The sequence below is a fragment of the Ectobacillus polymachus genome, from assembly GCF_048159605.1.
GTDB lineage: Bacteria > Bacillota > Bacilli > Bacillales > Bacillaceae_G > Ectobacillus > Ectobacillus polymachus.
This window is the reverse complement of record NZ_JBLREB010000002.1, coordinates 456,045-477,888: the sequence shown is the minus strand read 5'-3', so window position 1 is coordinate 477,888 and position 21,844 is coordinate 456,045. Positions and strand designations below refer to the sequence as shown.

19 protein-coding genes are annotated in these 21,844 nt (G+C 37.0%); 2 read left to right on the top strand and 17 right to left on the bottom strand.

Translation table 11 applies throughout. The features are described from left to right. From ACM5BR_RS12950 to ACM5BR_RS12930, 5 genes are all read right to left on the bottom strand, one after another. Positions 1-1,581: an MFS transporter gene (locus tag ACM5BR_RS12950; RefSeq protein WP_416828379.1), complete on the bottom strand. Its 1,581-nt coding sequence runs from the start codon at positions 1,579-1,581 to the stop codon at positions 1-3. 105 nt (positions 1,582-1,686) lie between these two features. Then, positions 1,687-2,160 (bottom strand): MarR family transcriptional regulator, encoded by a 474-nt coding sequence (locus tag ACM5BR_RS12945; protein WP_416828378.1) that lies wholly within the window; start codon positions 2,158-2,160, stop codon positions 1,687-1,689. Positions 2,161-2,422: 262 nt separating this feature from the next. After that, a complete protein-coding gene (locus ACM5BR_RS12940; protein WP_416828377.1) occupies positions 2,423-2,848 on the bottom strand; it encodes a hypothetical protein in 426 nt (141 codons plus the stop codon). Positions 2,849-2,910: 62 nt separating this feature from the next. Then, positions 2,911-3,396, bottom strand: coding sequence for a metal-binding protein (locus tag ACM5BR_RS12935; RefSeq protein ID WP_416828376.1), 486 nt, complete (start codon positions 3,394-3,396; stop codon positions 2,911-2,913). 93 nt (positions 3,397-3,489) lie between these two features. Further along, complete coding sequence (locus ACM5BR_RS12930) at positions 3,490-3,732, bottom strand: hypothetical protein (protein ID WP_416828375.1); 243 nt, start codon at positions 3,730-3,732, stop codon at positions 3,490-3,492. A 380-nt stretch (positions 3,733-4,112) separates the two neighbouring features. Between ACM5BR_RS12930 and ACM5BR_RS12925 the strand changes: the two genes are divergently transcribed. Both ACM5BR_RS12925 and ACM5BR_RS12920 read left to right on the top strand, forming a co-directional pair. Further along, entirely contained in the window at positions 4,113-6,035 is a 1,923-nt protein-coding gene (locus ACM5BR_RS12925; RefSeq protein ID WP_416828374.1) for an LTA synthase family protein, read from the top strand. A gap of 296 nt (positions 6,036-6,331) precedes the next feature. After that, positions 6,332-7,522 carry a hypothetical protein gene (locus tag ACM5BR_RS12920; RefSeq protein WP_416828373.1) on the top strand — a complete coding sequence of 397 codons (1,191 nt, stop codon included), beginning with the start codon at positions 6,332-6,334 and terminating at the stop codon, positions 7,520-7,522. Positions 7,523-7,629: 107 nt separating this feature from the next. Here ACM5BR_RS12920 and ACM5BR_RS12915 read toward each other — a convergent pair whose 3' ends face one another. Genes ACM5BR_RS12915 through pelF form a run of 12 tightly spaced genes read right to left on the bottom strand, consistent with a single transcriptional unit; the run spans position 7,630 to position 21,651 of the window. After that, a complete protein-coding gene (locus ACM5BR_RS12915) occupies positions 7,630-8,433 on the bottom strand; it encodes a hypothetical protein (protein ID WP_416828372.1) in 804 nt (267 codons plus the stop codon). Then, positions 8,433-10,292, bottom strand: coding sequence for an HD-GYP domain-containing protein (locus ACM5BR_RS12910; RefSeq protein ID WP_416828371.1), 1,860 nt, complete (start codon positions 10,290-10,292; stop codon positions 8,433-8,435). Before ACM5BR_RS12910 ends, ACM5BR_RS12915 begins: the two co-directional genes overlap by 1 nt. Next, on the bottom strand, positions 10,285-10,650 hold the full coding sequence (locus ACM5BR_RS12905) for a DUF2304 domain-containing protein (protein WP_416828370.1): 366 nt from the start codon (positions 10,648-10,650) through the stop codon (positions 10,285-10,287). Before ACM5BR_RS12905 ends, ACM5BR_RS12910 begins: the two co-directional genes overlap by 8 nt. After that, complete coding sequence (locus tag ACM5BR_RS12900) at positions 10,647-11,375, bottom strand: glycosyltransferase family 2 protein (protein WP_416828369.1); 729 nt, start codon at positions 11,373-11,375, stop codon at positions 10,647-10,649. Before ACM5BR_RS12900 ends, ACM5BR_RS12905 begins: the two co-directional genes overlap by 4 nt. After that, complete coding sequence (gene murJ, locus ACM5BR_RS12895; protein WP_416828368.1) at positions 11,368-12,732, bottom strand: murein biosynthesis integral membrane protein MurJ; 1,365 nt, start codon at positions 12,730-12,732, stop codon at positions 11,368-11,370. Before murJ ends, ACM5BR_RS12900 begins: the two co-directional genes overlap by 8 nt. Before the next feature lie 16 nt (positions 12,733-12,748). Then, the gene (locus tag ACM5BR_RS12890; RefSeq protein WP_416828367.1) at positions 12,749-13,597 is read right to left on the bottom strand and encodes a polysaccharide deacetylase family protein; all 849 of its coding nucleotides are present in this window, start codon (positions 13,595-13,597) and stop codon (positions 12,749-12,751) included. A 12-nt stretch (positions 13,598-13,609) separates the two neighbouring features. After that, complete coding sequence (locus ACM5BR_RS12885) at positions 13,610-14,773, bottom strand: carboxylate--amine ligase (RefSeq protein WP_416828366.1); 1,164 nt, start codon at positions 14,771-14,773, stop codon at positions 13,610-13,612. A gap of 41 nt (positions 14,774-14,814) precedes the next feature. After that, positions 14,815-16,767, bottom strand: a complete 1,953-nt coding sequence (locus tag ACM5BR_RS12880; protein WP_416828365.1) for a hypothetical protein — start codon at positions 16,765-16,767, stop codon at positions 14,815-14,817. A 14-nt stretch (positions 16,768-16,781) separates the two neighbouring features. Further along, complete coding sequence (locus tag ACM5BR_RS12875) at positions 16,782-18,395, bottom strand: hypothetical protein (protein ID WP_416828364.1); 1,614 nt, start codon at positions 18,393-18,395, stop codon at positions 16,782-16,784. Beyond that, the gene (locus tag ACM5BR_RS12870) at positions 18,382-19,455 is read right to left on the bottom strand and encodes a hypothetical protein (RefSeq protein WP_416828363.1); all 1,074 of its coding nucleotides are present in this window, start codon (positions 19,453-19,455) and stop codon (positions 18,382-18,384) included. The genes ACM5BR_RS12875 and ACM5BR_RS12870 overlap by 14 nt, the downstream gene beginning before the upstream one ends. Further along, the gene (locus ACM5BR_RS12865) at positions 19,452-19,877 is read right to left on the bottom strand and encodes a hypothetical protein (protein ID WP_416828362.1); all 426 of its coding nucleotides are present in this window, start codon (positions 19,875-19,877) and stop codon (positions 19,452-19,454) included. The genes ACM5BR_RS12870 and ACM5BR_RS12865 overlap by 4 nt, the downstream gene beginning before the upstream one ends. A gap of 16 nt (positions 19,878-19,893) precedes the next feature. Continuing rightward, positions 19,894-21,651, bottom strand: coding sequence for a GT4 family glycosyltransferase PelF (gene pelF, locus ACM5BR_RS12860; RefSeq protein WP_416828361.1), 1,758 nt, complete (start codon positions 21,649-21,651; stop codon positions 19,894-19,896). Positions 21,652-21,844: the final 193 nt, after the last annotated feature.

The window sequence follows — 21,844 nt, the reverse complement described above, 5'->3', positions numbered from 1 at the left end:
TTATTCTTCTGCTTTTGTTACGTGCTTCTCTTTGCCGCGTAATAGGCTGATGATAAAGACAGCTACCAACATAAGAGCTGATATAACAGCCGCAGATAAGAAGAGTGCGCCGAATCCGTTTCCTACTACGGTATGAATCGTAGAGGTAATGATTTCTTTAATTTTTGGATCCGGAATTTTTTGGATACTCTGAATGATATCGTTCACACTGGCATTTTGCGAGAGTGAGCTAAAGAGGCTTGAAGGAATCATTTTTGGATTCACTCCTGCAGCTTGTAAGTTCGTCACAATTTGGTCGCCAATGGTTTGGAAGTTTCTCGTTAGGAAACCTGCATAAATAGTCGGTGCAATGGTAAGACCGATTTGGCGAGAAAGTGACAACGTTCCAAGTGCAGATCCTTTATCTCTACCAGCACCCTCTGTTGCTAGCACATTAACAGGAGCACCAAGCGTCATACCGAAGCCTAAGCCAGCTATGCAGCTTGCAATGAAAAATTGCCATGCTGTCGTTACCCAAAATGGGAATAAAGAGAAGCCGACAAACGCTACAATACTAGATATAACGACTGTAACAACAGGCCCCTTCTTATCTGTGAAGGCACCGCCAAGGCCAGCTCCAATACCAGCAGCAATAGCAAGCGGAGTCATCCAGACGCCTGACTCTGCAGCAGATATTCCTAAATATTGTTCAACAAAGGATGGAACGAAAATAATTGCTGCAATAAGAGCTCCGGAAAATGCCCCAATTACAAGTGTCCATAAATAAACGGGAGTACGTAATAAAGAGAATGGAAGAACTGGATCTCCCCCGCGTTTTTCCAAGCGGCTTTCAAATAGTAACAATGCGATAAATAAACCAATACCAACTAAGATAAAACCAAAGAATGATGGATTCATAAAGCTCTTCCATACATCTGTACCATTTAAGTTGGTAATACCGTACATAATACTTAAAATAGCTAGTGCTAACAATACAGTCCCCTTTAAATCAAGAGGTGCATTTTTCGGATCCTTCGTCTCTGTAATGAAACGGGCTGCAAGAATGATAAGTGTAATGGCAATTGGAAGGTTAATAAGGAAAAGCCAATGCCAATTTCCCGTCCATAAAAGCAAGAAGCTACCAATATTCGGTCCAAGAACGGATGCAATCCCATTCATACCGCCTAGTGCTCCAAGTGCTTTCCCTTGTTGCTCTTTAGGCAGTGTACTTAAAATATGAGAGCTACCAATAATAAAAATACCGCCACCGCCTAATGATTGAACCAAACGTGATGCTAAAAACATAGGAAAAGAGAAACTAGATGCGACTAAAAGCGACCCAAGTCCGAATAAAAATACTTCTACCATAAACAGCTTTTTTCGTCCATAACGGTCAGAGAGCTTCCCAATAATCGGTACACTAACAGAAAGTCCGAGCGTGTACAGGGTAATCCCCCATGCTCCCCAAGAAGCAGATACGTTATAGCTTCGATTAATCGTTGTTAACGCAGCGCTGATAATCCCGTTGTCGAGGGCAGCCATAAATACTCCAATAGAAAATAGAATAATGGCCCAGCGCTGATTTTGCTTTGCATCTGTCATATACGATCACCTCGATTTTCATTCTGTTGACATGAATAGTTCATTTCACCTCAACTATTTATTATAATGAACTTTTTATATGCAGATGTCAATTTATTAAATCACTTATTTTCCTGCTTTGTGCAAGGATCGTGTAAGAATTTCAAGCCCCGCCTCTACCGTGCGTCGTTCCTCTTCATTCATGAAAGACATCGCACGTTGCAGTTTTTCATGACCAGACTTTGTCAAATTTTGAAACAGCGTGCTCGCCTTACTCGTCAGCGAAACAATAACAGCACGACGATCATTTGTGCCATGAATCCGCTGTACAAAATCAAGTCCCTCCAGCCGGTCAATAATACCCGTCATATTTGACAAAGACGTTTTCATATACTCAGCCAGCGTGCTCACTGACATTTCTCCATGCGCATTTAACAGCATAAGTACCTTCAACTGTGTCATACTTACATCCAACTGAATCCATGCTTCCACATCTCCTACACCTGCTCCGTGTACCACATGCATATATAACTGCCACAGCCGTTTGTCACGTTCACTTAACTCCTGGTGAGACGTGTTATCTATAGTAAAATCACCCATTCCCCTGCATCTCCTTCATCTTTACTACACTTGTGTTATACAAATATTGTATGTTCTACTAGCAGGAAACTCAAGCAAACCTATCGTGAACGAAATGATAAAGTGAAACTTCTCTCGGTGGGGGGTGTTTTCTCGTCCCCCACCGAAGGTTAGCCCGCCCAATTCGGACTTTTACGGGCAGCTGTCCCCCACTTATCCTTCTCTGATTTCTCTAAGTTTTGAAGTGGGGGTCTTACTGCCCTTAAATAGCGGGATAAACCTCTCATTTACTAAAATTAATACTCGAAACAACCTTTTCCACCTGCTCCGATAAAATCAGCTTAGCATTCGTTACAGAGGTAAAATAAATAAACAGCACATTCCCCTTTAACCCATAAACAGGAACTACATCCCATTTGAGCGCATGACTTTGCAATTGTATCTTTGCTTCAGACGCCTCTAAACCAGTAGGAAATACATATATTGCAAGAGTATCCCCATTCGGGGCATCATAATATCGTTCCGGCGTGGCAAGGGCAATGGGCGAGGGCTCCGCCTTTTGCATAAGTGCGTACCCTGCTTCACGCCAACCATCCTCTGCCTTTTGAAACAAATCCTCAGAAGAGAGAGAAAAGACAGGCTCATCTGATATGACATTACATCCAGCAAACAAGATTACGATAAAAATACTGCAAACGATCCGTTTCATAACACCACCTCTATTTCCTATTATAGGAAATAAAGATGGTGTTTAATCATATAAGCTAGCAGCTATCTTCTTCTTCGCTTACGGTGCATGAGACGTTTCCGCTTCGTATTAAGGAAGTCAGCAGCAATGTGAAGAGCGCTTGCGGACATAATTCCGATAATGACGATGACAAGAAACGGAATATGTGCATCGGCTGCAAACCAAAGCTTATCCAGCCATTGCTTATGGATAACAGAAAAAACAAGCGAAACAATTGCAACTAAATAAGCAAGGCGAATCAGGTCTCCAATAATAAACGAATGTGTCAGGACAGAACGATGCGGCATAAGTTTTTGATACGGATACCAAAAAACTCGCAGTAACCCCCATTTTCGGTAAGGTCCGCTTTTCGTATCTAAATCTGGACTTAGAAAATAGGTTCCAAGTAAAAATCCAACTGCAAATGCAAGTAGAGCAGTAGAATTTGTCATTCCGTATGTAACAAATAAAAAGAGCAAAATGGGAAGTGAAACGATGTTCAGCTTCGTATGTGTTTTTCCTGATGGCATTCTAGAAAAATCCTTTCCTATATATAGTAAGGAAACAATTTTCGCAGTTTTTCTGCTTCGCTGCAACCTATTTGCTTCGGCTAATCTACTTTTTCATAGCAAAAAAGAGGATATCTCAAAAGGGGAATTTTGTGGTAATCCGATTGTTTCGGATGAAGTATGTGCGAGATACGTTGAAAAATGGTAAATTGTTATTTTCGATAATAAACAAGCTGGTTTCGATAATACATTCATTTTGGAATCAATAGGGAAGGAGTAGATAACGAACGCACCTGCTTTCTTGGCTGCATGCTTCACCTTTGTCCAAAATGCCTCCTTCGAAAACTTCTGTTCCATATCCATTCCCCTTTTTGGTAGATTATAGCAGACTTCGCGAAATCTTTGAAAATGTTGGATTATGAAAAGATATGCAAAAAACTTTATGAAAAATTTACAATTCCTTTATTTTTACTTAACATTTTAGTATATTGTTCTTATGTAAAAAAGTTTATGAGTATAAAGACGAATGATACATGGTTCATTGCGAATACTATACATAATCGATTCTTTTGATACGTGTATACGATTCCAATGTTTTAGGAGCAAACTATTAGATAAATATACATGACGGACACACATAGTTACGAACAGAGCATGACAATCGTCCATGTTCTTATGCTATGTTTTTTTGTATGCACGGCTCCTTTTTTGTCTGTAGAGAGAAAGGGTGAAACTGGATGAAGGAATCCTTGCGAAAGCAATTTCAGAATGTACGATTTACGTTGCTCGTCGCCATACTCGTATGGTTAAAAACATACATTGTGACACGTGTAAGCTTCGATTTAAAAATTGATTCTATGTTTCAAGAGATTATTCTATTTATCAGCCCGTTAGCATCTTCCTTATTGCTAGTTGGACTTGCGTTATTTGCAAAAGGTGCAAAGCGCAACTATATTGCCATTCTCATTGATTTTATCTTAACGATTATATTAGTCGGAAATGTCGCCTTCTATGGCTTCTTTAATGATTTTGTTACCTTACCTGTTTTAATGCAAACCTCGAATTTCGGCGATCTCGGCTCTAGTGCACGGCATTTACTTAGCTTTCAAGTACTAGCAATATTTGCTGATTTCATCGTACTTTTGTACATCGCTCGGAAGAAAAAAAGCTTTGCAAAAACAGAACGAATTTCGATCCCTGTTAAATCCTTATATTTTCTCATAGGAGCGGTCGTGTTCTTTGTCAATTTAGGACTGGCTGAAATAGAGCGTCCTGAATTACTCACACGTTCCTTTGACCGCGTAATGATCGTGAAAAACCTAGGTCTGTATGTACACCAAGTATACGATATTTCGCTGCAAGCAAAGGCCAACTCGCAAAAGGTATTTGCCGATGGAAATAAACTACAGGAAGCGCAAAACTATATAAAATCGAATGAAACGAAACCCGATTCAAAACTATACGGCTCGGCAAAGGGGAAAAATGTCATCATTGTTTCCTTGGAATCCACACAGCAATTCTTAATCGGTTCAAAAGTAAACGGTCAGGAAGTGACACCATTCCTAAACCAATTTACGAAGGAAAGCTATTATTTTGATAATTTCTTCCATCAAACGGGACAAGGGAAAACGTCTGATGCAGAGTTTATGATTGATAATTCTTTGTATCCATTAGACCGCGGTGCCGTTTTCTTTACGCAAGCACAGAATGAGTATGTAGCAACACCCGAAATTCTACGCCAGAAAGGATATTACACAGCTGTGTTCCACGCAAACAATGCTACCTTCTGGAACCGCAATATGATGTATCCGGCACTTGGCTACGATCGGTTCTATAATGAATTAGATTATAATATTACATCGGATAATAAACTCGGCTGGGGCTTAAAGGATAAAGACTACTTCGAGCAATCCGTTAACATGATGCAATCCATTAAGCAACCGTTCTATACACGCTTTATTACCTTAACCAATCATTATCCATTCTCCTATGACGATAGCATCAAAATGATTGAGCCATTTAACTCTGGCGATGAAACAGTGGACAATTATTTCGTAACAGCACGCTATGAAGACGAAGCATTAAAAACCTTCATTCAACGTTTAAAGGATACAGGTATTTACGATAATTCCGTTATTATCTTCTACGGCGATCACTACGGCATTTCTGACAACCACAACAAAGCAATGGCTCAGTTTTTAGGAAAATCAGAAATAACACCGTATGACCAAATGAACTTACAGCGTACACCACTGTTCATTCATTTGCCTGGACAAAAAGAAGGAAAAACGATATCTAAACCTGCTGGTGAAATGGACATCAAACCAACTGTACTCCACTTACTAGGAGTCAATACAGCGAACGACATCGAATTTGGTCATGACCTATTCTCACCAGACCGCAAACCATTCGTCGTCGAACGAGATGGTAGCTTTGTTACAGATAAATATTTCTACTACAATAATATTTTCTATGACCGCTTAACGGGTGAACAAGTAACCCCGCCAGCAAACGAAGCAAAAGAATTAACCGATAAAGCCCAAAATGAATTACGTATGTCTGACAAAATCATCGAAGGCGACCTGCTCCGCTTCTATGATGGAAATAAAATCAAAACCGGAACGGTAAAAACGGTGATTAAAGAAAATAACAATGAATGACAAAGAAACCCCACATGATAAGTTGAACGGGTTCGATTTTTAAAAAAAGTGCCAGAATAATAAAGTTCTGAGCACTTTTTATATATATTGCTTATTGAAATTCGGGAAATGGATCAGTTTAATCACCCTAAACCGAAACAATCCAAAACCTTTCAGAAGCAGAATATTCTAATAAAATTAACAAAAAACCAACAGAATTTTTACAAATTATTAATAGGTTTTTAATAAATAATTAAGAACATAACTTTATAATTCCTTGATATCTACACACACCACTATGAGGAAGGAAGTTATATATGCAAGCGAACCAAAATAAAACGGAATTTTTACTTAGCAAAGTACCAGAAGTCACTATTTTCTTCTGGATAATCAAAGTTTTATGTACGACTGTCGGTGAAACATTTGCTGATTTCATAAATCTCAACCTTGGACTTGGTTTAACTCTCACTACAGTAATTATGGGAATAGCGTTTTTCATTGTATTGTATTTTCAATTCAGAGCAAGTAAATATATTCCAAGCATTTATTGGCTAACCGTTGTTCTTATAAGTGTATTTGGAACGTTGGTAACTGATAATTTGTCAGACAATTTGGGAGTACCTCTTGAGGTTAGTACGGTAGTTTTCTCCGTGCTGCTAGGTTTAACTTTTCTTTTTTGGTATCTTAGTGAAAAAACACTTTCGATACACTCAATTTATACAAGAAAAAGAGAGGTTTTCTATTGGCTTACCATTCTTTTCACATTTGCACTTGGAACAGCAGTAGGCGATTTATATTCCGAACAACTTGGTCTTGGTTATTTTAATACCGGAATAACAGTCGTTATTATCATAGCTTGTGTATATTTGGCACATAAATTTTTGAAACTGGATGCGGTATTAGCGTTTTGGATTGCGTATATTCTTACTCGTCCACTCGGGGCATCATTAGGAGATTACCTATCTCAACCAACAAATAATGGCGGGTTAGGTTTGGGGACAACCGTTACTAGTGTAATTTTTCTTATAGCTATTCTAGCAATCATTGTTTTTCTTGCTGTTACAAAAATTGATACAAAGGCAAAAAGTGAAACAGCAGAAACAAATGGAAGTAAGAAAAATGTTTTGATACAAACCATTGTGGTATTGTGCATTTTCTTAGTTGTTGGTATAGGCGGTTATGGTTGGTGCAGTAATAATATAGCACCGCAAACTGCACAAACTACATTATCAGGACAATTAACAGATTTTGCTAAAATCGAAAGTGATATGCTAAACCAAGTAAACTCAAATGACTTTACTTCGGCGAAACAAGGGGCTAACGATTTGGAACATGAATGGGACAAATCGGCGTCTAAACTTAGAAAAATTGATAACAAAACATGGAAAAAAATTGATGGAACGATTGACATTGTATTAGCAGATGTTCGCTCAAAAAACCCTGATGCCAGCAAGTGCAAAACTTCACTTGACAATTCGCTTAGCGCCATAAACGAAGCAAATAAATAAAGTGAAACTTCTCTCTGAACTGCACTCCAATTGTTAGACACAACTAACAATTGGAGGTGTAGTTTTTTTATGCCTGGCTTTCTCTTAACATTACACGCCTAGCCTTTTTATCGATACGAGTGAACTCTCGTAATCGTATTGCTGGGAGCATAGTATAATAGAAAATTTTGTTCTCGAGCAAATTTCTTAGCTGCTGTATAGGGATTTGGGCTTTTTTCTGTATTCTCCTCTAACAGAAGAAAGATTTTTAATTCATATTGTTTCCCTAACGCCCGCAATCTGTGCGTAATGGCTTCTACAGATTCTTTATCGTCAGGTACAGAAAGGGACGGATTTTCCCAGCATATTCCGTCTATATAGGGAGCCGTATGCAAGCATACTCTCTTTAAACCATTGTTTTGAATTATTACATATTGAGGGTATAGCAGCTTTAAAACGGACAATAAGTTACCTGCAGCCTCTAGTTGCTTATCTCGTAAGGATAACGGTATCGTAGTAAGTTCAAGATCCCCCAATGTATCAAAAAATAAACCATCACTATCTAAAACGAGAAGATGCCGATGAACTTCCTTTAATACATAATCCACCCATTTTTTGGATTGTAAATTTACTAAGTAGGTACCGAAGCGTTCATTTATAACTGGTTTTCCCTCTACAAATAAGAAGTCCTCTGCTGATAATTCTTGAAAAATCGCTTCAGTCGGATGAACCATGGCTACACTTAAATACGTTAGCACTACCGTATTCCGAGCCTTTACTTGCTTTACTTCACCGATACGTAACATCTTTGGTTCTACAATCATCACATCATAGCGCGCAAGTTCTTCTATGTTTCCCGTTCCATCGTATAAGCAATAGTTTTTCGCTAATAGCAGCCGATCTTTTCGAAAACTTCTAAACATCTCCGTCATTACTGATTTACAACCTCTTTATCTTTCTTTACTCTACCCATTGCTTCTGTATATACAAAACAAGTTTGACACGTTTTACCGTGAGCTCGGCAGTTATTGCTTTCTGATTCCCAGCAGTTTATATTCCTGTTTCCATATGCAGGACACTGCGAACAAATAAAAGACGGTGTACAACACAGCTCCCAGCAATTTCCTAGGGCTTTATTCCTATTCTCCAGCTGGACTCGTTTACGTGTATACCAATGAATAAAGGTAGAAACAATTTCAGAATCTAACTGGGAACCAGCTGACTTTTGCAGCAGCTCCAGTGCATCATCAAATGGCAAAGGGTCTCGGTACGAACGCCCTTTTATTTTAGCAAGAAAGGTTTGAACAACTGCTAGAATCCGAGCACCAACAGGGATTTCCTCTCCTACTAACCTGGAAGGATAACCATTTCCATCCATTCGTTCATGGTGATATTTCACATAAAGAGCTACTTCTTCCTGAGCAATTGTATTCTCAATGATTGCTGCACCAACTTCACTATGAAGCTTCATTTGTTCATACTCTTCATCCGAGTACTTTCCTTCTTTATTTAATAACCCGTCAGATAATCCGATCGTCCCAATATTGCTTAAATAGGCTGCTAAACCAACACTTTGCACATGAAATTCACTTAGTCCCATTTGTCTAGCAATCGCGATGCTATAACGTGACATCAATTTCGAATATCCTACTGTATATGGTGACATTTGATCCATCATATCTGCTAAGCTTTTTAATAACTCAATGTAAGAGAGAGAAACTTGTTTTGTCGTTTGTTTTATTTTAATAAACTGCTGGATATGATTCATTAACGTTTTTATATGCTGATTTCTATCTTTTTCCATTTTCTCCGAACCAGGGTCAAAAGAAAACAGTAATACATACCGCTTCTCCAGCAACATAAATTGTGCGATTCCCATATACTGGCCGACATGTATGTTCAACATATCCTTAAGCTGACTATGAATAGGACTTGAACTTGAAACAATAGTATATGGTTTTTCACCTAGCATCTTTATTACACTCGTAAGACGTTCTGAATTTTTGTTTATCGTTTGAATGCTTTGTTGACTAATGCCCTTGGCATATGCTACTTGTGAAAGGCTTGCGCTCGTTTGAAATAATAAACAGGACAAAGGATGTATCGTATTTGTACAATTTTGGATTAATAATTTTAAATATTCTACTTCATGAACAAATAAACGAGTAATCCATTTCACTGCTTTTGCAGATGTTTCGAGTACCTCGTAATTCCTTTTTTGCGCTTCTTCTTCTAGTAGATTTGCTAACGGAACGTCTAATAACATCCCTAGTTCATCTAAGAGTTTCATCTGTTTTTTAGAAAGTGTTTTGATTGGGCCAATATGAATTAACCCTTTTTCACCTTTTATCGGAATAGCTAATACGGGTACTTCTCCTACCGTCACAATTGCTGATTTAGACGGAAAGCGATCAACCTGTAATTCAAGAGGAGGTTCAAATGTTTCCTTCTCATAGGGTAATAGTCCACTATAAGATGGGGCAATTTTCATGTCACTTGTTAATTGCCTCACAGCCTTTAATGTGTAATGCTGATTCGTAGCATTATAAATATAAAAAGCGTAATTTGGAGCTTCCACCAAAGCTTGCAATTTAAGAAGAATGAAATCTAGATTTCTCTCCGTACCTAGCGCTGGCTTTATATGAAAGATTAATGACTGCAATAGGTTCATTTGCGCTTTATGCTTCTTCTTATTCAAGCGAACAACAATCAATAAAATACAAGCGAAGACAGCAAACAGTAGTGCCAAGATTAGAAAAATAGGTCCATAACGGTTCATCATTTCATTCATGTTCTTTTCCCACCTGTGCATCTTGTTTTTCGTCTATTGGATGAAGAGCTAAATATTGTGAAATATCTTTAATTTTACTAGACAGCTTTGTAATTTGTATCGTTTGGTAAAGGCTAAATAATAATAAGACAAGGGTAGAAAGTAAGAATAATAGCGTAGGAGGATAATCAATTCCTAACCATCTCGCTGCATGATCTACGAAAGCTGCATTACCTGAGATAAGCAAAATCGCAATAGCTCCCCCAAGCCAAATAACAGAATTTCTTTCACTTATTCTGTTTTTTAACAATAATCGTATGACAACAAAGGAAAACACCAACGCACATACGAACACAAAGATTTGTAGGATACCATTCATCTTGTTTTCCCTCCTTTTACTTTATTCTTAATCGTGACAATAAGAATACTTAATAAAACTTGAGAAATATAAATAAGTGGCTTCAAACCAGTTTGATGAATTTTACTTTCTCCATGCTGCCGATCATACATGTTTACTGGTATCTCTAAAATCTTCAAGTTTTGAAGCAAAATATCAATAATAAAATTACTATCAGGCAAGTCATAATTAAAAGTATTGGTATTCGTAAATCGACTGTATGCTTTCGCTTTATATGCTTTAAAACCTGAGGTAGGATCCGTTATTCGTTTCTTCGTAATCTGGAAAATAATAAATCGAAAAAATTGAACGGCTGCTAATTTTAAAACCCCAATCTCCATATCACTCTTTTGAAGAAATCTTGACCCAATTACAACATCTACATCTTCTTGTTGTATTGCTTTCATCATATCCTTAATACAGTTCGGATCATGTTGGCCATCTCCATCAAAGAAGAGGATATAGGGATAATGCTGCTTCTTTGCATATTTAAATCCTGTCTGAACAGCAGCCATATATCCTAAATTTGTTGGATGGCTAACTACACGAGCACCCAATTCTCTCGCAGTTTGCTCGGTCTTATCACTCGAACCATCATTAATAATGACAATGTCCATCGGCATTTGCAGCCGTTTTAATAATGGTATCACTTGCTTAAGATTCTGTTCTTCGTTAAATGCTGGGACAACAACTAAGAAATCATTCAAAGGATACACCTCGTTTTTCTACTGAAAATAGACTCTTAATAAAATGAATAAGTAACCATCCGCCGCTCAGGGAGGACGCTACCGTAACGGCATAACCGATTCCGATTAACCCAAATCTTGGTACAAAAAAGAATAATAGCGCAATATTTACACAGCTTCCTAGCATTCCAATAAGAAGCGGAGGCATCATCCTACCCTTAGCAATATAGTACCTTGTACAAAATACAAATAAACTTTGTCCGACTATGGATAATCCATAGCCTTTTAATATATCACTCGTTAATTGGACGGAATGCAGGGTAAAAGAACCTCTTGCTAGAATGATACTTAATAAAGGCTTTGAAAAAATTACCAAAACGAGTGAAATCAGGATAGCTGTTCCAATGACAAAAAAAGATGACATATACAAATCCCGTTTTAATGAAAAGAAATCTTTTTTTTCTAAATGAGCACTTATCGTTGGTAAGATAAAGGTATTAATGGCAGCAATGAATACCCATAAAGGAAACTGCGAGATACGATAGGCGTAGGTCAATGCAGCAATACTGCCCGTTTCAAGGGAGCTGGCAAACAATCTTTCCGCAAAAAGTGAAGCTTGGCTAAATAGCAAGATGAGGGAGTAAGCCCCAAATACAGATGCTAATTTTTGTATTTCTTTATTCTTTGTCATTTGCAAAGACTGAAACGACCATTTTATTTTCTGTCGTTTCATCACATAATACCAAGTGATGATACATGCACATAAAGTAGCAAATGTAGTTACGAAGGAGAATATTTCCCCCCCAAGTTTTTGCGGAATACCCGCCCATTGGCACCACAATAAAGAAAGAAGCAGAATACAATTGAACACGATTGGTGTAAGGGCTGGTACAACAAATTTGCTGGAAGCCTGCAATACAGATGATCCCATTAACCATAGCGGTGCAATCAAAACAATGGGAGCCATGATATAGAAATATGGAATGACAGTTGAAATCGTGCTATCCGTATTAAAATGAAAAAAGTGAAAAAAAGGGTCAGCAAGTAAAAGCAAGAAAATAAATAGAATCAATGTCCCTGTAAGCAGCATAGCCCCCAGCTTTTGTAAGATTTCATCATAATGAAATCGATCGCCTAGTAAAGCTAGTTTCGTAAAAACAGGAATAGAGGATACGGCTACAGCAGCACCAATCAGATTATTCCCTAACATATCCGGAAGAAAGAATGCAAGGCTAAAGGCATCCGCAGTCTCACTCGTCCCAAAGTAAGAAGCTAAAACAATATCTTTAATAAAGGCAATTAAGGCAAGTAATAAGTTAAAGAAAATAAGAAGTTGCACTGTATTGAATAGCTTTTGTTTTTTAGAAAACTCCTCCAACTTCCTTCTCACCCTTCTAAATCTCTCTTTGTATAACTTTATACTGTTTCATCACTTCGCCAATTGGGGCAAAATGAAACTGTTTGAATAACCTTCTTAGCTTACGTTCTGTAGATTGTAACCGATAATATTGAATAATTTTAATTAACCAGCTTGTCTTCCATTTCGGAATATTTGGATCTATTTCCCAAGGATGCACGTAAACCATCCCCGGTCTTTTCTTATTTACTCTTCCTAGCAAATAGGAAATGATGGAAACTGGGAAAAATCGTAAATAGAAACCTCCGGAAAAAGGAAAGGTAAGTCCTTTGGCAAGTTCCATTACAGTCGGAGGATATTCAACTAAATGCAGCTGCTTATTCTTTAAAATAGGCTGAAATGGTTCCGTAGGTATTCCATTGATGCCTGACAGTGGCGTTTGGAAAGGCTGCAAGCTCGAATCATACACGATACCACTTTCTTCCAAAAACAAAAGCACGTCTAACTTGTCTTTTGAAATCGACCAAGATGGTGCACGGTACAACCTTATTTTTTTCTCGGTTAATTGTTCAAGTATTTCAATCGACTCAAGAAAGTCACGTTTAAATTCTTCCATTGATTGTTGATGGATGAGTTGATGATACATTCCATGAGAACCAATCTCGTGACCTCTTCTATCAATCTCTTTCACAAGGGAAGGATTTTTTTTTGCTACATCACCAAGGATGAAAAAGGTTGCTTTCACTTTATATTCATCAAATAAATCCAATAATTTTAATGTATTCTGGTAAACTGTCGGAGACAGATCATTCCATTTACTCTTTGGTATATTCAAACCATTCGTATGATACCAATCTTCAACATCAACCGTTAATGCGTTCAACATCATAACCATCTCCTATCTTAAAAAGAACATTTTCCATGCATGAATCGAAAAAACGAAACGGAATACAGTTAATAGTAGGATTAACCCTGGAACTGGATCGGACAAGATAAACGTATCATCGTGTATTCGATGTTTTTTACTAGCGAATAAAGGTGGATTCATAGAAAATCGATTTGGATTACATACAAAGTGAAGAAGATCACCTGGAAAAAACCATCTGCTTCTTCTCCCTATTTCATACTTCTTTTCATAACGAATATCCTGACCTGCACATAATTGATAGAGCATATAAGGAAAATCCGTTCCACTCGTTACTGCCAAATCCAATGAATTCCAAAAACGAGGATTAATTTCCATTAATACCGGCCGATTCGTTCTGGAATCCACCATAAATTCCACCTCAACAATTCCACTCCAGTTTAATGGCCTTAATAACTGTATACTCACATCAATTAATTCATCATATTGGACACTTTCCTGAACCGTACTAGGCCCCATTTTAATTGGAAAATGCCGAAGCTCTTTTTGAACAAAGGTCGCTTTTACTTCATGATTTGTGTTATAAAGCAAACAGACATCATAGCGGTCTCCAAGAGGAATAAACTCCTGAATAAGTAAATTCGAATATTCTTGCTGAATTTCTTGTACGGTTTGCATCAATTCTTCCTGATTATTCACCTTGCGAATTCCTCGCGAGCCGCTGCTTTTGCACGGTTTAATAATCAACGGAAACTGAGGATTAACGATTTTCTGTAAATCATCCTTACTATTGACAGAATAAGTGATAGGGTGGTTAATCTTACTCTCTTCTGCAAGTTTCATCGTTTCATATTTATTAGAAGCTATATCATATGCATATTTAGATGGCAGGATACACTTGCTAATTTTCTTAATGTCTTCTACATGTTCCATCACAATGTCCATTATTGCATCATCCATGGGAAGGAATATGGGATTGTGATGCTTCCTTAATGCTTGAAATAGCCATTCTAGGAAACGACGCGGATTTGTCACAGGATCAGGATATTTTACTCGTTTCGTACAGTACCTTGAAAAACCACTTGGAGAGAACCAAGTTTTTTCCCCAACTATTGTTTTTATCCCTTTTTTCCCTAATGATCTTGTGGCTGACAATGATTTTCTTAATAATCCGTCTGTAACAAAAACCAAATCCATAAGCTACCCCCAATCCACTTGCAAGAATTAATTTGAATATCTTAATAATCCACTTTTGCGTGTAGATAATACACAATTATATTTTGATCTTCATAATAGGTCTCCACCTTAAATCCGGCATCTTTGTGTATGTTGATCCACTCCGTCAATTGTTTATATTCTGTCATTCTTCTTTGATAGATTGGTTCTTCTATCGAATAAATACCATTTGTCTTCGATACCTCAAAAATATTTTTCTCCTGAAAAATGAATATATTAGGAGATATATTTTTATCAATCTTACCATCACTTATTTTCGTTAACGATTCTCCTTTTGGATCATAGGTTTTAAGAAAGTCTCCTAAATGCATATGGTACCCAGCACCAAGCGCGACTGAATATCCTTCCTCCTGCGAAACCATCATCCATGTCTTAGGTCCAAATGTATTCCTTATACGTAAATATTGTTCAATATTCGCATCATGCTCTAATTTGTAAGGAATGATTGGCACGGGCTTGTATAGGAATAGCGTAACAAGCAAAGATAGTATCGATAAAATCGAAAGAGAGACATTCCAGTATCGGTTCTTGCTTTTAAGAAGATACGAGCAGGAGACTCCAACACAAAACGGGATCGTTAATCCCCATAAATCTACGGACCGTGACGCAATCACTGTACTTTGCGTAACAACTCCGCCTGCATAATAAAGAAAGAAAATACTACCTCCAGCTAATAGAGTAAACAGCGCGATAAACCGAACTTCTCTTGCTATCCCTTTCCTTACTAGCATGAAAAGAAGGCAAGCAATTAATCCAAGTGAAACATAGTCTAACTCCGTTAACTTTGGATAACTGAATACGTTTTTAGACACTAAATAATCAGCAGATGAAGCGTTGACATCCTTCCCAAGCAAGAAACCTGCACCGATAGGAAGGAGTGATAGGACAACCGATATCATTGCTCCAAGACAGATATGTAATACCTCTTTCAGACGGTTTTTCAGCGTTACGAGTGCACAAACAATCATGACAGCTAGTAATATACCAGCAAGTGCTAATGCCAAGGTATGCACCAATCCTAATATGGTAAGGCAGGCCAAACCGACAATCAGATCCTCTTTCCTTTTCCTTATCAAATAGTTAAGTAAAAAATATATAGCTGGAAAGACAAATACAAACGCAAATTCTTGTGAATTCGTTGCCGCTTGTCTTTCAACGTCAGAAAAAGGGAGAATAACATAAAATATTCCATACAGCCATGCTGCTAGTAAAGCACCGATACCATTTTTCGTTAGTTTTCGAACGATGAAATAAAATCCTAACATCGTAAATATAGAATTTAATGGGCCCGTATATCGAAGGATAAATAATGGATCAATCGCTGCATATTTAAATAACGTATCTAAATAAATATGAAAACCTTGCGGGTAAATCCCATCATGGAAAAGACTGCGTGAATCAATATATTTCATCCATGCCAGCGTAACATAGCTATCTGACATAGGCGGTGCCGCATGGGCAAATGTATCATAAAATCGTAGATAGGAAGACACACCTATAATAATTATAAGTGCTAATCCTTCCAATACCCCTGACCAACTAAAACTTTCTTGTATTTTAAAACGATATTCTTCGAACTTGCTCTTTACAGCTTTCATACATACACTTCGGTTAAATTTCACGAGCCCATCTAAAAAATCAAACAGCTTTTTCAAATAATAGCTCATAACCTTCGTTGCTTCCTTGCCCTCTCTTTGTTTCTTATGTTGATATCCATACAAGGCAAGGAATAATACAGATAAAGACAGAAATTCATACAGTTTCGTTATGACAAGGATATAACCGCAAATAATGATTAATAAAACCATTTTCGCATATCCAGAAAACCATCTTTCCAACCTATCTTCATATTGGGACTGAAAAATCAATCTAGGCAAAAGAACAAATAGCAATAGAAATGAGATCATATAGTGAAAAATTGTAAAAGCATGAACACTAATAGATGAATAGGTCATTTGTAAACATCCTTTTATGAAGCTGCATATAAATAATAATCAAGATTTTTCAATACTTTCCTAACGGATCTTGTGGATAGAATGAAAAAAAGAATCGATCCTACGAATAATCCAAAGACTGCATATTGGTATGCAACCCACCTACTTAATAAAAATCCTACTGTTACATCCACAAACAAGGATAAAAGAATGGCTTTCAAAATCATAATAGGCTGTGACAACGCAAACAAAATGACTGCATTCATTAAACAAAATGCTAAAATAATATAAGAGACAATTCCCCAAAACAATACAAATAGCGTAACGTTATTGTTCAACATATCTTCATGGTTGATTTGAATCGATATATTGTTATACCAAAAAATAAGCTTGTATATCAAAAAGGAACTAACGATTGAAGTAACCAAGATAAAAAATGACATCCATCTGTATGTTCTCAGGAATTTCCCATACAATTTGCCGCTGTCACGGGCCAAATATTCCTTTTGACTATATTCAATATCCACCATTAGCTTATTAATAATTACCTCACTTACCCCCATTGGGATAATGATGGTCAATAAAGCAAAATCGAGCCCAAGCTCATACTGTCCTCGAAACCAAATGAGATAAGGCATTATTTCCTCATTTCTTGACCATGCATTGATTCTATCGATAAATAAAAACGTAAAATATAAGAAACCATAAGCGAAATAAGGCCAGACAGAATATAGGGTAATCGAGAATCTAGGTAGTTTTAAGGCAATCCCTTTTTCCCCTTTTTTCTCTGCTTTCATAAAGAAATAAATAACAAGGAAGATACTACATATTGAAACGATACAAAGTGAAATTAATTGTGAAATAATAATAGGAATATGAAAAAGAACAAACAAAACATAAATAAGGAAAATACCAAAAATAATGAGACCGGTAAAAACAATTTCCTTTTTGAGAATGTACATAACGGTTACCGAAAGCCATATCGATGTAAGGAAAAAAAAGAATACGACGATTAGTACAATCATGTTATATGGGAAAAAATTAAAAATAAAATTTAAAACAAAAAGTAACAAGGAAACGACAACACAAAGGCCAAATCCAATCCAAATAAATAAAAACGTGCTTTTACGTGCTAAATTGTAATACCCCTGAATAATATAGAGAAATCCACGTCTTGCAATCGCCTGCGTAAAGCCTCCTACAATCATAAAGCTCAATATTGTACCAATGGCAATACCCGTTGCTTGATCTAATGATAAATATTGATAGGACCATAGTGAAAATTTTAAATTCAGCATCGCTGCCACGGAAATGGCCATTGGAAATGCAAAGATTAATCCTCTTAAAAAGCTGCGAATCATATTAATAATCCCAAGAAACAGATTCGATTTTTTCGCTTTCGAAAACGGATGATAGCTCACCTTTTCTTGCATTGCGTCCCATATTTGGTCAGCTAACTCAAAAATATCTTGAACACCGAATTCCTTGGAAGCACGAGTATCATTCCATCCCATCGATTCGAGTAAAGCTGCAATTTCAAAAGAATCTTGAGGATGCTTATGTTTATCTAATACTTCATTTAATAGACTCATAAATTTACTAGGTTCTGCTATAGATTCTTTTTCTGATATGGAATTATTCTCTAGCATCCTTTTCCTCTTCCAACTCTGCAATTTTCATATTTACGATAAGATCAGCTAATTTCCCTGCACGATTGGCTCTCTCTACAATCTCACGTGTAATAACGGAAGATTTCGCAATAATAAGATTTCCTTGGAGATCAAATAAGTCATTCCCCGCAACTTTACCAACCATATACTGGGATTTAATCGAATCAATTTGTTCAATTAATTCATTAGAACCCTCTTCTTTCATCGCGGAATCGATAGCCTGTCTTGGTGTTTCAACTTGTTCCCTTTGGCTTGTAGTGGCATGATTCAAAATATTTTGATTAAATTCTTTATCCATATTTATAAATAAATCATCACTTAATACGAGCGCATCGTTATGCGTATTAACGCCATCCGACTCTCCCCAAAAACCGTCCTCTTCCTCGACATATTCTGTTTGCATTCGCTCCTGATTTTGTGAAGGGGATGGTTCTTTTTCCATCCTATCTGTCAATACATGTTCTTGCACTTCTTCTTTTACCACTTCTTGTGAAGATTCGTCCTCTTGTTTTTGCATATCCCCTTCACTTTGCAAAGCAATCGTCGCTACATTTCCTTCATGGTTATCTAGCAACATACTTCGTTCCGGCTCCATTATGGATGACAACTTCTCTTCTACTTGACTTTCCCTCTGGTTTGAGGTGGCTTGTTCTGCCATAGAAGTCAAATAATTTAACATGTTCTGAAGTAATGCTTCGCTCTCCTCAATCTCAACATTTAAATATTGTAATTTTTGATCGTTACGATGCGTCCTTTCAGCATAGATCCTTCGCAATTCCATAATTTCAATTTCTTTTTCTTTACTTAAAAGATTGATAACCTTCTGTATTCGTTCTTTTCCAGACTTCCACAATTCTTCTTGATGAGAAAAAGACTTTTTATCAAGCTCCTGTAACCTATTTTGCAGCTTTTCGTTTTCACTCTTAACGGCCTGTAATTCATATTCAAGTTCATTTTTTTTCGATAGAAAATCCCATTTTATCTCTGAAACCAACTTGTCTACTGAATTTTTTCGTATCCCAAACATTCTTTTTTTCATATATCTTTCAGCTCTTTCTCTGATTTTTCCATGATAGCCTTTACATATTCGGGAACCTCTTTTATCCGATTTTTAGCCATTTCACTTTGTTGTGTTTTTATCTCCAATTGTTGTAATTGTTGTTCTTCCTTTTCTTGCAGCTCATTTTGTAGATCCAAAATAGATTGGGTGTGCGCAACAAAAAGGTCCATAAGCATTCCGCTTATTTCTTCAGCAATTGGATTCATTGGCGGAATCTGCTCTTTTCTCTCCAATTCTTCAAGAAGTCTTTGATTCTCTATCTTCTCCTTGTGTAATTTCTCTTTTAAACGATCATATTCTGCTTGTTCAGATTCAAGGAGCGATTGAATATGAGCGCGTACGTCCTTTGGGTTATACCCGTTGAGAGCATATTTTTTATAAATGGTTCTTTCTATATCCATTTTCCTCACCTCCGAGTTACGTTACGTTTTCATACAGATGTTGCTCTGTTTGAATAAAATGCTGTAGTTTATCCATTTCTTCCACAGCCTTATTATATTGACCTAAATAATGGTACAATTTCACAATCTCCGAAGAATAGACAAATGCTGCCGGTGAACGAGGATCGATATGTATTGCTAACCGAAATTGTCCGATAGCTTCCTTATAATAACCATTTGCAAATAAGGCATATGCTTTCTCGCTATAAAGCTTTTGCATCTTTTCTTTTGAAATACTAATATCTTTCTCAAAAATGGGTTGTTGCTTATTCGCACGATGAGCTAGATTCCTATAGCTTCTTTCATGATGATCAAGCACCTTTTCTAAAGTAAAATAGTCGAGTGCCCGCTCTCTCGCTTCTCTTCCCAATGTTTGTCTTAGATTGGTATCTACTAATAGGAGGGTAATATACTTCGCAAACTCCTCTGGATTTCTTGGCGTTACAAGATACCCCGTATTTCCAAGAGCTTCTTTAATTCCACCTACATCGGTTGCAACAACTGGCTTACCAGTAATCATTGCCTCCACTACAGAATATGGGAACGCTTCGGAAATACTAGACAGTGCAACAATATCTCCAGAATGGTAGGCGGCTACTACGTTTGTTGTATGCCCTGCAAACGTAAATGTTTCTTCTAGTCCCAGCTTTTTTCTTAGCTCAAGGCATTCTTCGTAATAAGAGGGAACCGAGACGGAACCATAGACGATAAACCGAACATTAGGTACCATTTTTTTCACTATGGCAGCCGTTTTAATTAAGGAGACAATATCTTTAATGGGATCAATTCGGGCAACGGATACGACAGTTGGATTCATTCGTTCTACTTTATCAGCTTCAACAAATAAATCCGTGTCTACACCGTTATAGATGACCTCTATATTTTCCTTAGGTACACCTAATCTAGATTCCCACCTCGTATTATAATGACAGACCGGCGAAACTTGATCTGCATAATAAAAATTTAAAGCTGTAATCGAATGAATAAATCGAATTAAAAAGGTGTTCAAAAAAGCTGGCAAGTTCCGTTTTGATAGCGATAAATATTGCTCTCTCAAATACACCCCATGCTCCGTTAATAAGAAGGGCGTTCCATGTTCCAGCTTCGCAATGACACAAGGAATCCCGCAGAAGGCTGCTGCTGATGAATGACTTACATCTGTTTTTGGAACCGGTGTATTTACAATATTTAAAAATCGATACACCCATCCTAAACTTTGTACGAATCCGTATATATCAGGATCAGCAAATTTTAGCTCAGGATTATTAACAGCCTCTAGCATGAATGACTTATACTCATTCCAAACCAATTCCGATTTAAATGTTTCTTTATATTCATACTCTTGAAAATACTGGTACATTTGCAACAAAATATGACCAAATGCTTCAGGATTTTTTTTCGGGCTGATTATTTCATAAATTAACTTTTGAAATATTGGAATAAATAAGCGTTGCACAACTTTCGTCGTTGTTCTTTTCTTTTTTAAGTATACAAGGGCAAATGGATCTGGTAGATGCTCGCACGGTTCTTCTGTTCCCCATAAAGGAACCTTTACGAGTTGAGTCGATTTAGGAAGCTGGAATTTTTGTGTAATAAATGGATCTGTTATAACACTATATAATGTAAAATCGACTGTATTTAGTTTTTTTACTAAAATATCACACCAAGTACTCACACCACCTTGATGAAACGGATACGTCCCTTCGGTTGTAAGCAATACTGTTAGCTTTGTCATTTTCTTCACCTGATTTACTACACGAAAATAATAGTTTCGCCTTGAAGTTCGATTCTAGTTGATAATCTAATAGGAGATATTGTTCTGCAGAATGTTAAAACCGGTTTGATTCAATACATAGTAAATATATTCTTACAACATCACGTAAAACCAACAAAACTTGAATTGAATCACCGCCATTTTTTAACTTATT

Excerpts from the sequence above, each read along its gene's own strand:
- pelF (WP_416828361.1), bottom strand. The coding sequence starts at position 21,651 with ATGACAAAGCTAACAGTATTGCTTACAACCGAAGGGACGTATCCGTTT.
- ACM5BR_RS12930 (WP_416828375.1), bottom strand. The coding sequence starts at position 3,732 with ATGGAACAGAAGTTTTCGAAGGAGGCATTTTGGACAAAGGTGAAGCAT.
- ACM5BR_RS12925 (WP_416828374.1), top strand. The coding sequence starts at position 4,113 with ATGAAGGAATCCTTGCGAAAGCAATTTCAGAATGTACGATTTACGTTG.
- ACM5BR_RS12875 (WP_416828364.1), bottom strand. The coding sequence starts at position 18,395 with ATGCTAGAGAATAATTCCATATCAGAAAAAGAATCTATAGCAGAACCT.
- ACM5BR_RS12880 (WP_416828365.1), bottom strand. The coding sequence starts at position 16,767 with ATGACCTATTCATCTATTAGTGTTCATGCTTTTACAATTTTTCACTAT.
- ACM5BR_RS12865 (WP_416828362.1), bottom strand. The coding sequence starts at position 19,877 with ATGGATATAGAAAGAACCATTTATAAAAAATATGCTCTCAACGGGTAT.
- ACM5BR_RS12910 (WP_416828371.1), bottom strand. The coding sequence starts at position 10,292 with ATGAATGAAATGATGAACCGTTATGGACCTATTTTTCTAATCTTGGCA.
- ACM5BR_RS12920 (WP_416828373.1), top strand. The coding sequence starts at position 6,332 with ATGCAAGCGAACCAAAATAAAACGGAATTTTTACTTAGCAAAGTACCA.
- ACM5BR_RS12905 (WP_416828370.1), bottom strand. The coding sequence starts at position 10,650 with ATGAATGGTATCCTACAAATCTTTGTGTTCGTATGTGCGTTGGTGTTT.
- ACM5BR_RS12915 (WP_416828372.1), bottom strand. The coding sequence starts at position 8,433 with ATGACGGAGATGTTTAGAAGTTTTCGAAAAGATCGGCTGCTATTAGCG.
- ACM5BR_RS12890 (WP_416828367.1), bottom strand. The coding sequence starts at position 13,597 with ATGTTGAACGCATTAACGGTTGATGTTGAAGATTGGTATCATACGAAT.
- ACM5BR_RS12935 (WP_416828376.1), bottom strand. The coding sequence starts at position 3,396 with ATGCCATCAGGAAAAACACATACGAAGCTGAACATCGTTTCACTTCCC.
- ACM5BR_RS12945 (WP_416828378.1), bottom strand. The coding sequence starts at position 2,160 with ATGGGTGATTTTACTATAGATAACACGTCTCACCAGGAGTTAAGTGAA.
- ACM5BR_RS12870 (WP_416828363.1), bottom strand. The coding sequence starts at position 19,455 with ATGAAAAAAAGAATGTTTGGGATACGAAAAAATTCAGTAGACAAGTTG.
- ACM5BR_RS12950 (WP_416828379.1), bottom strand. The coding sequence starts at position 1,581 with ATGACAGATGCAAAGCAAAATCAGCGCTGGGCCATTATTCTATTTTCT.
- ACM5BR_RS12885 (WP_416828366.1), bottom strand. The coding sequence starts at position 14,773 with ATGGATTTGGTTTTTGTTACAGACGGATTATTAAGAAAATCATTGTCA.
- ACM5BR_RS12940 (WP_416828377.1), bottom strand. The coding sequence starts at position 2,848 with ATGAAACGGATCGTTTGCAGTATTTTTATCGTAATCTTGTTTGCTGGA.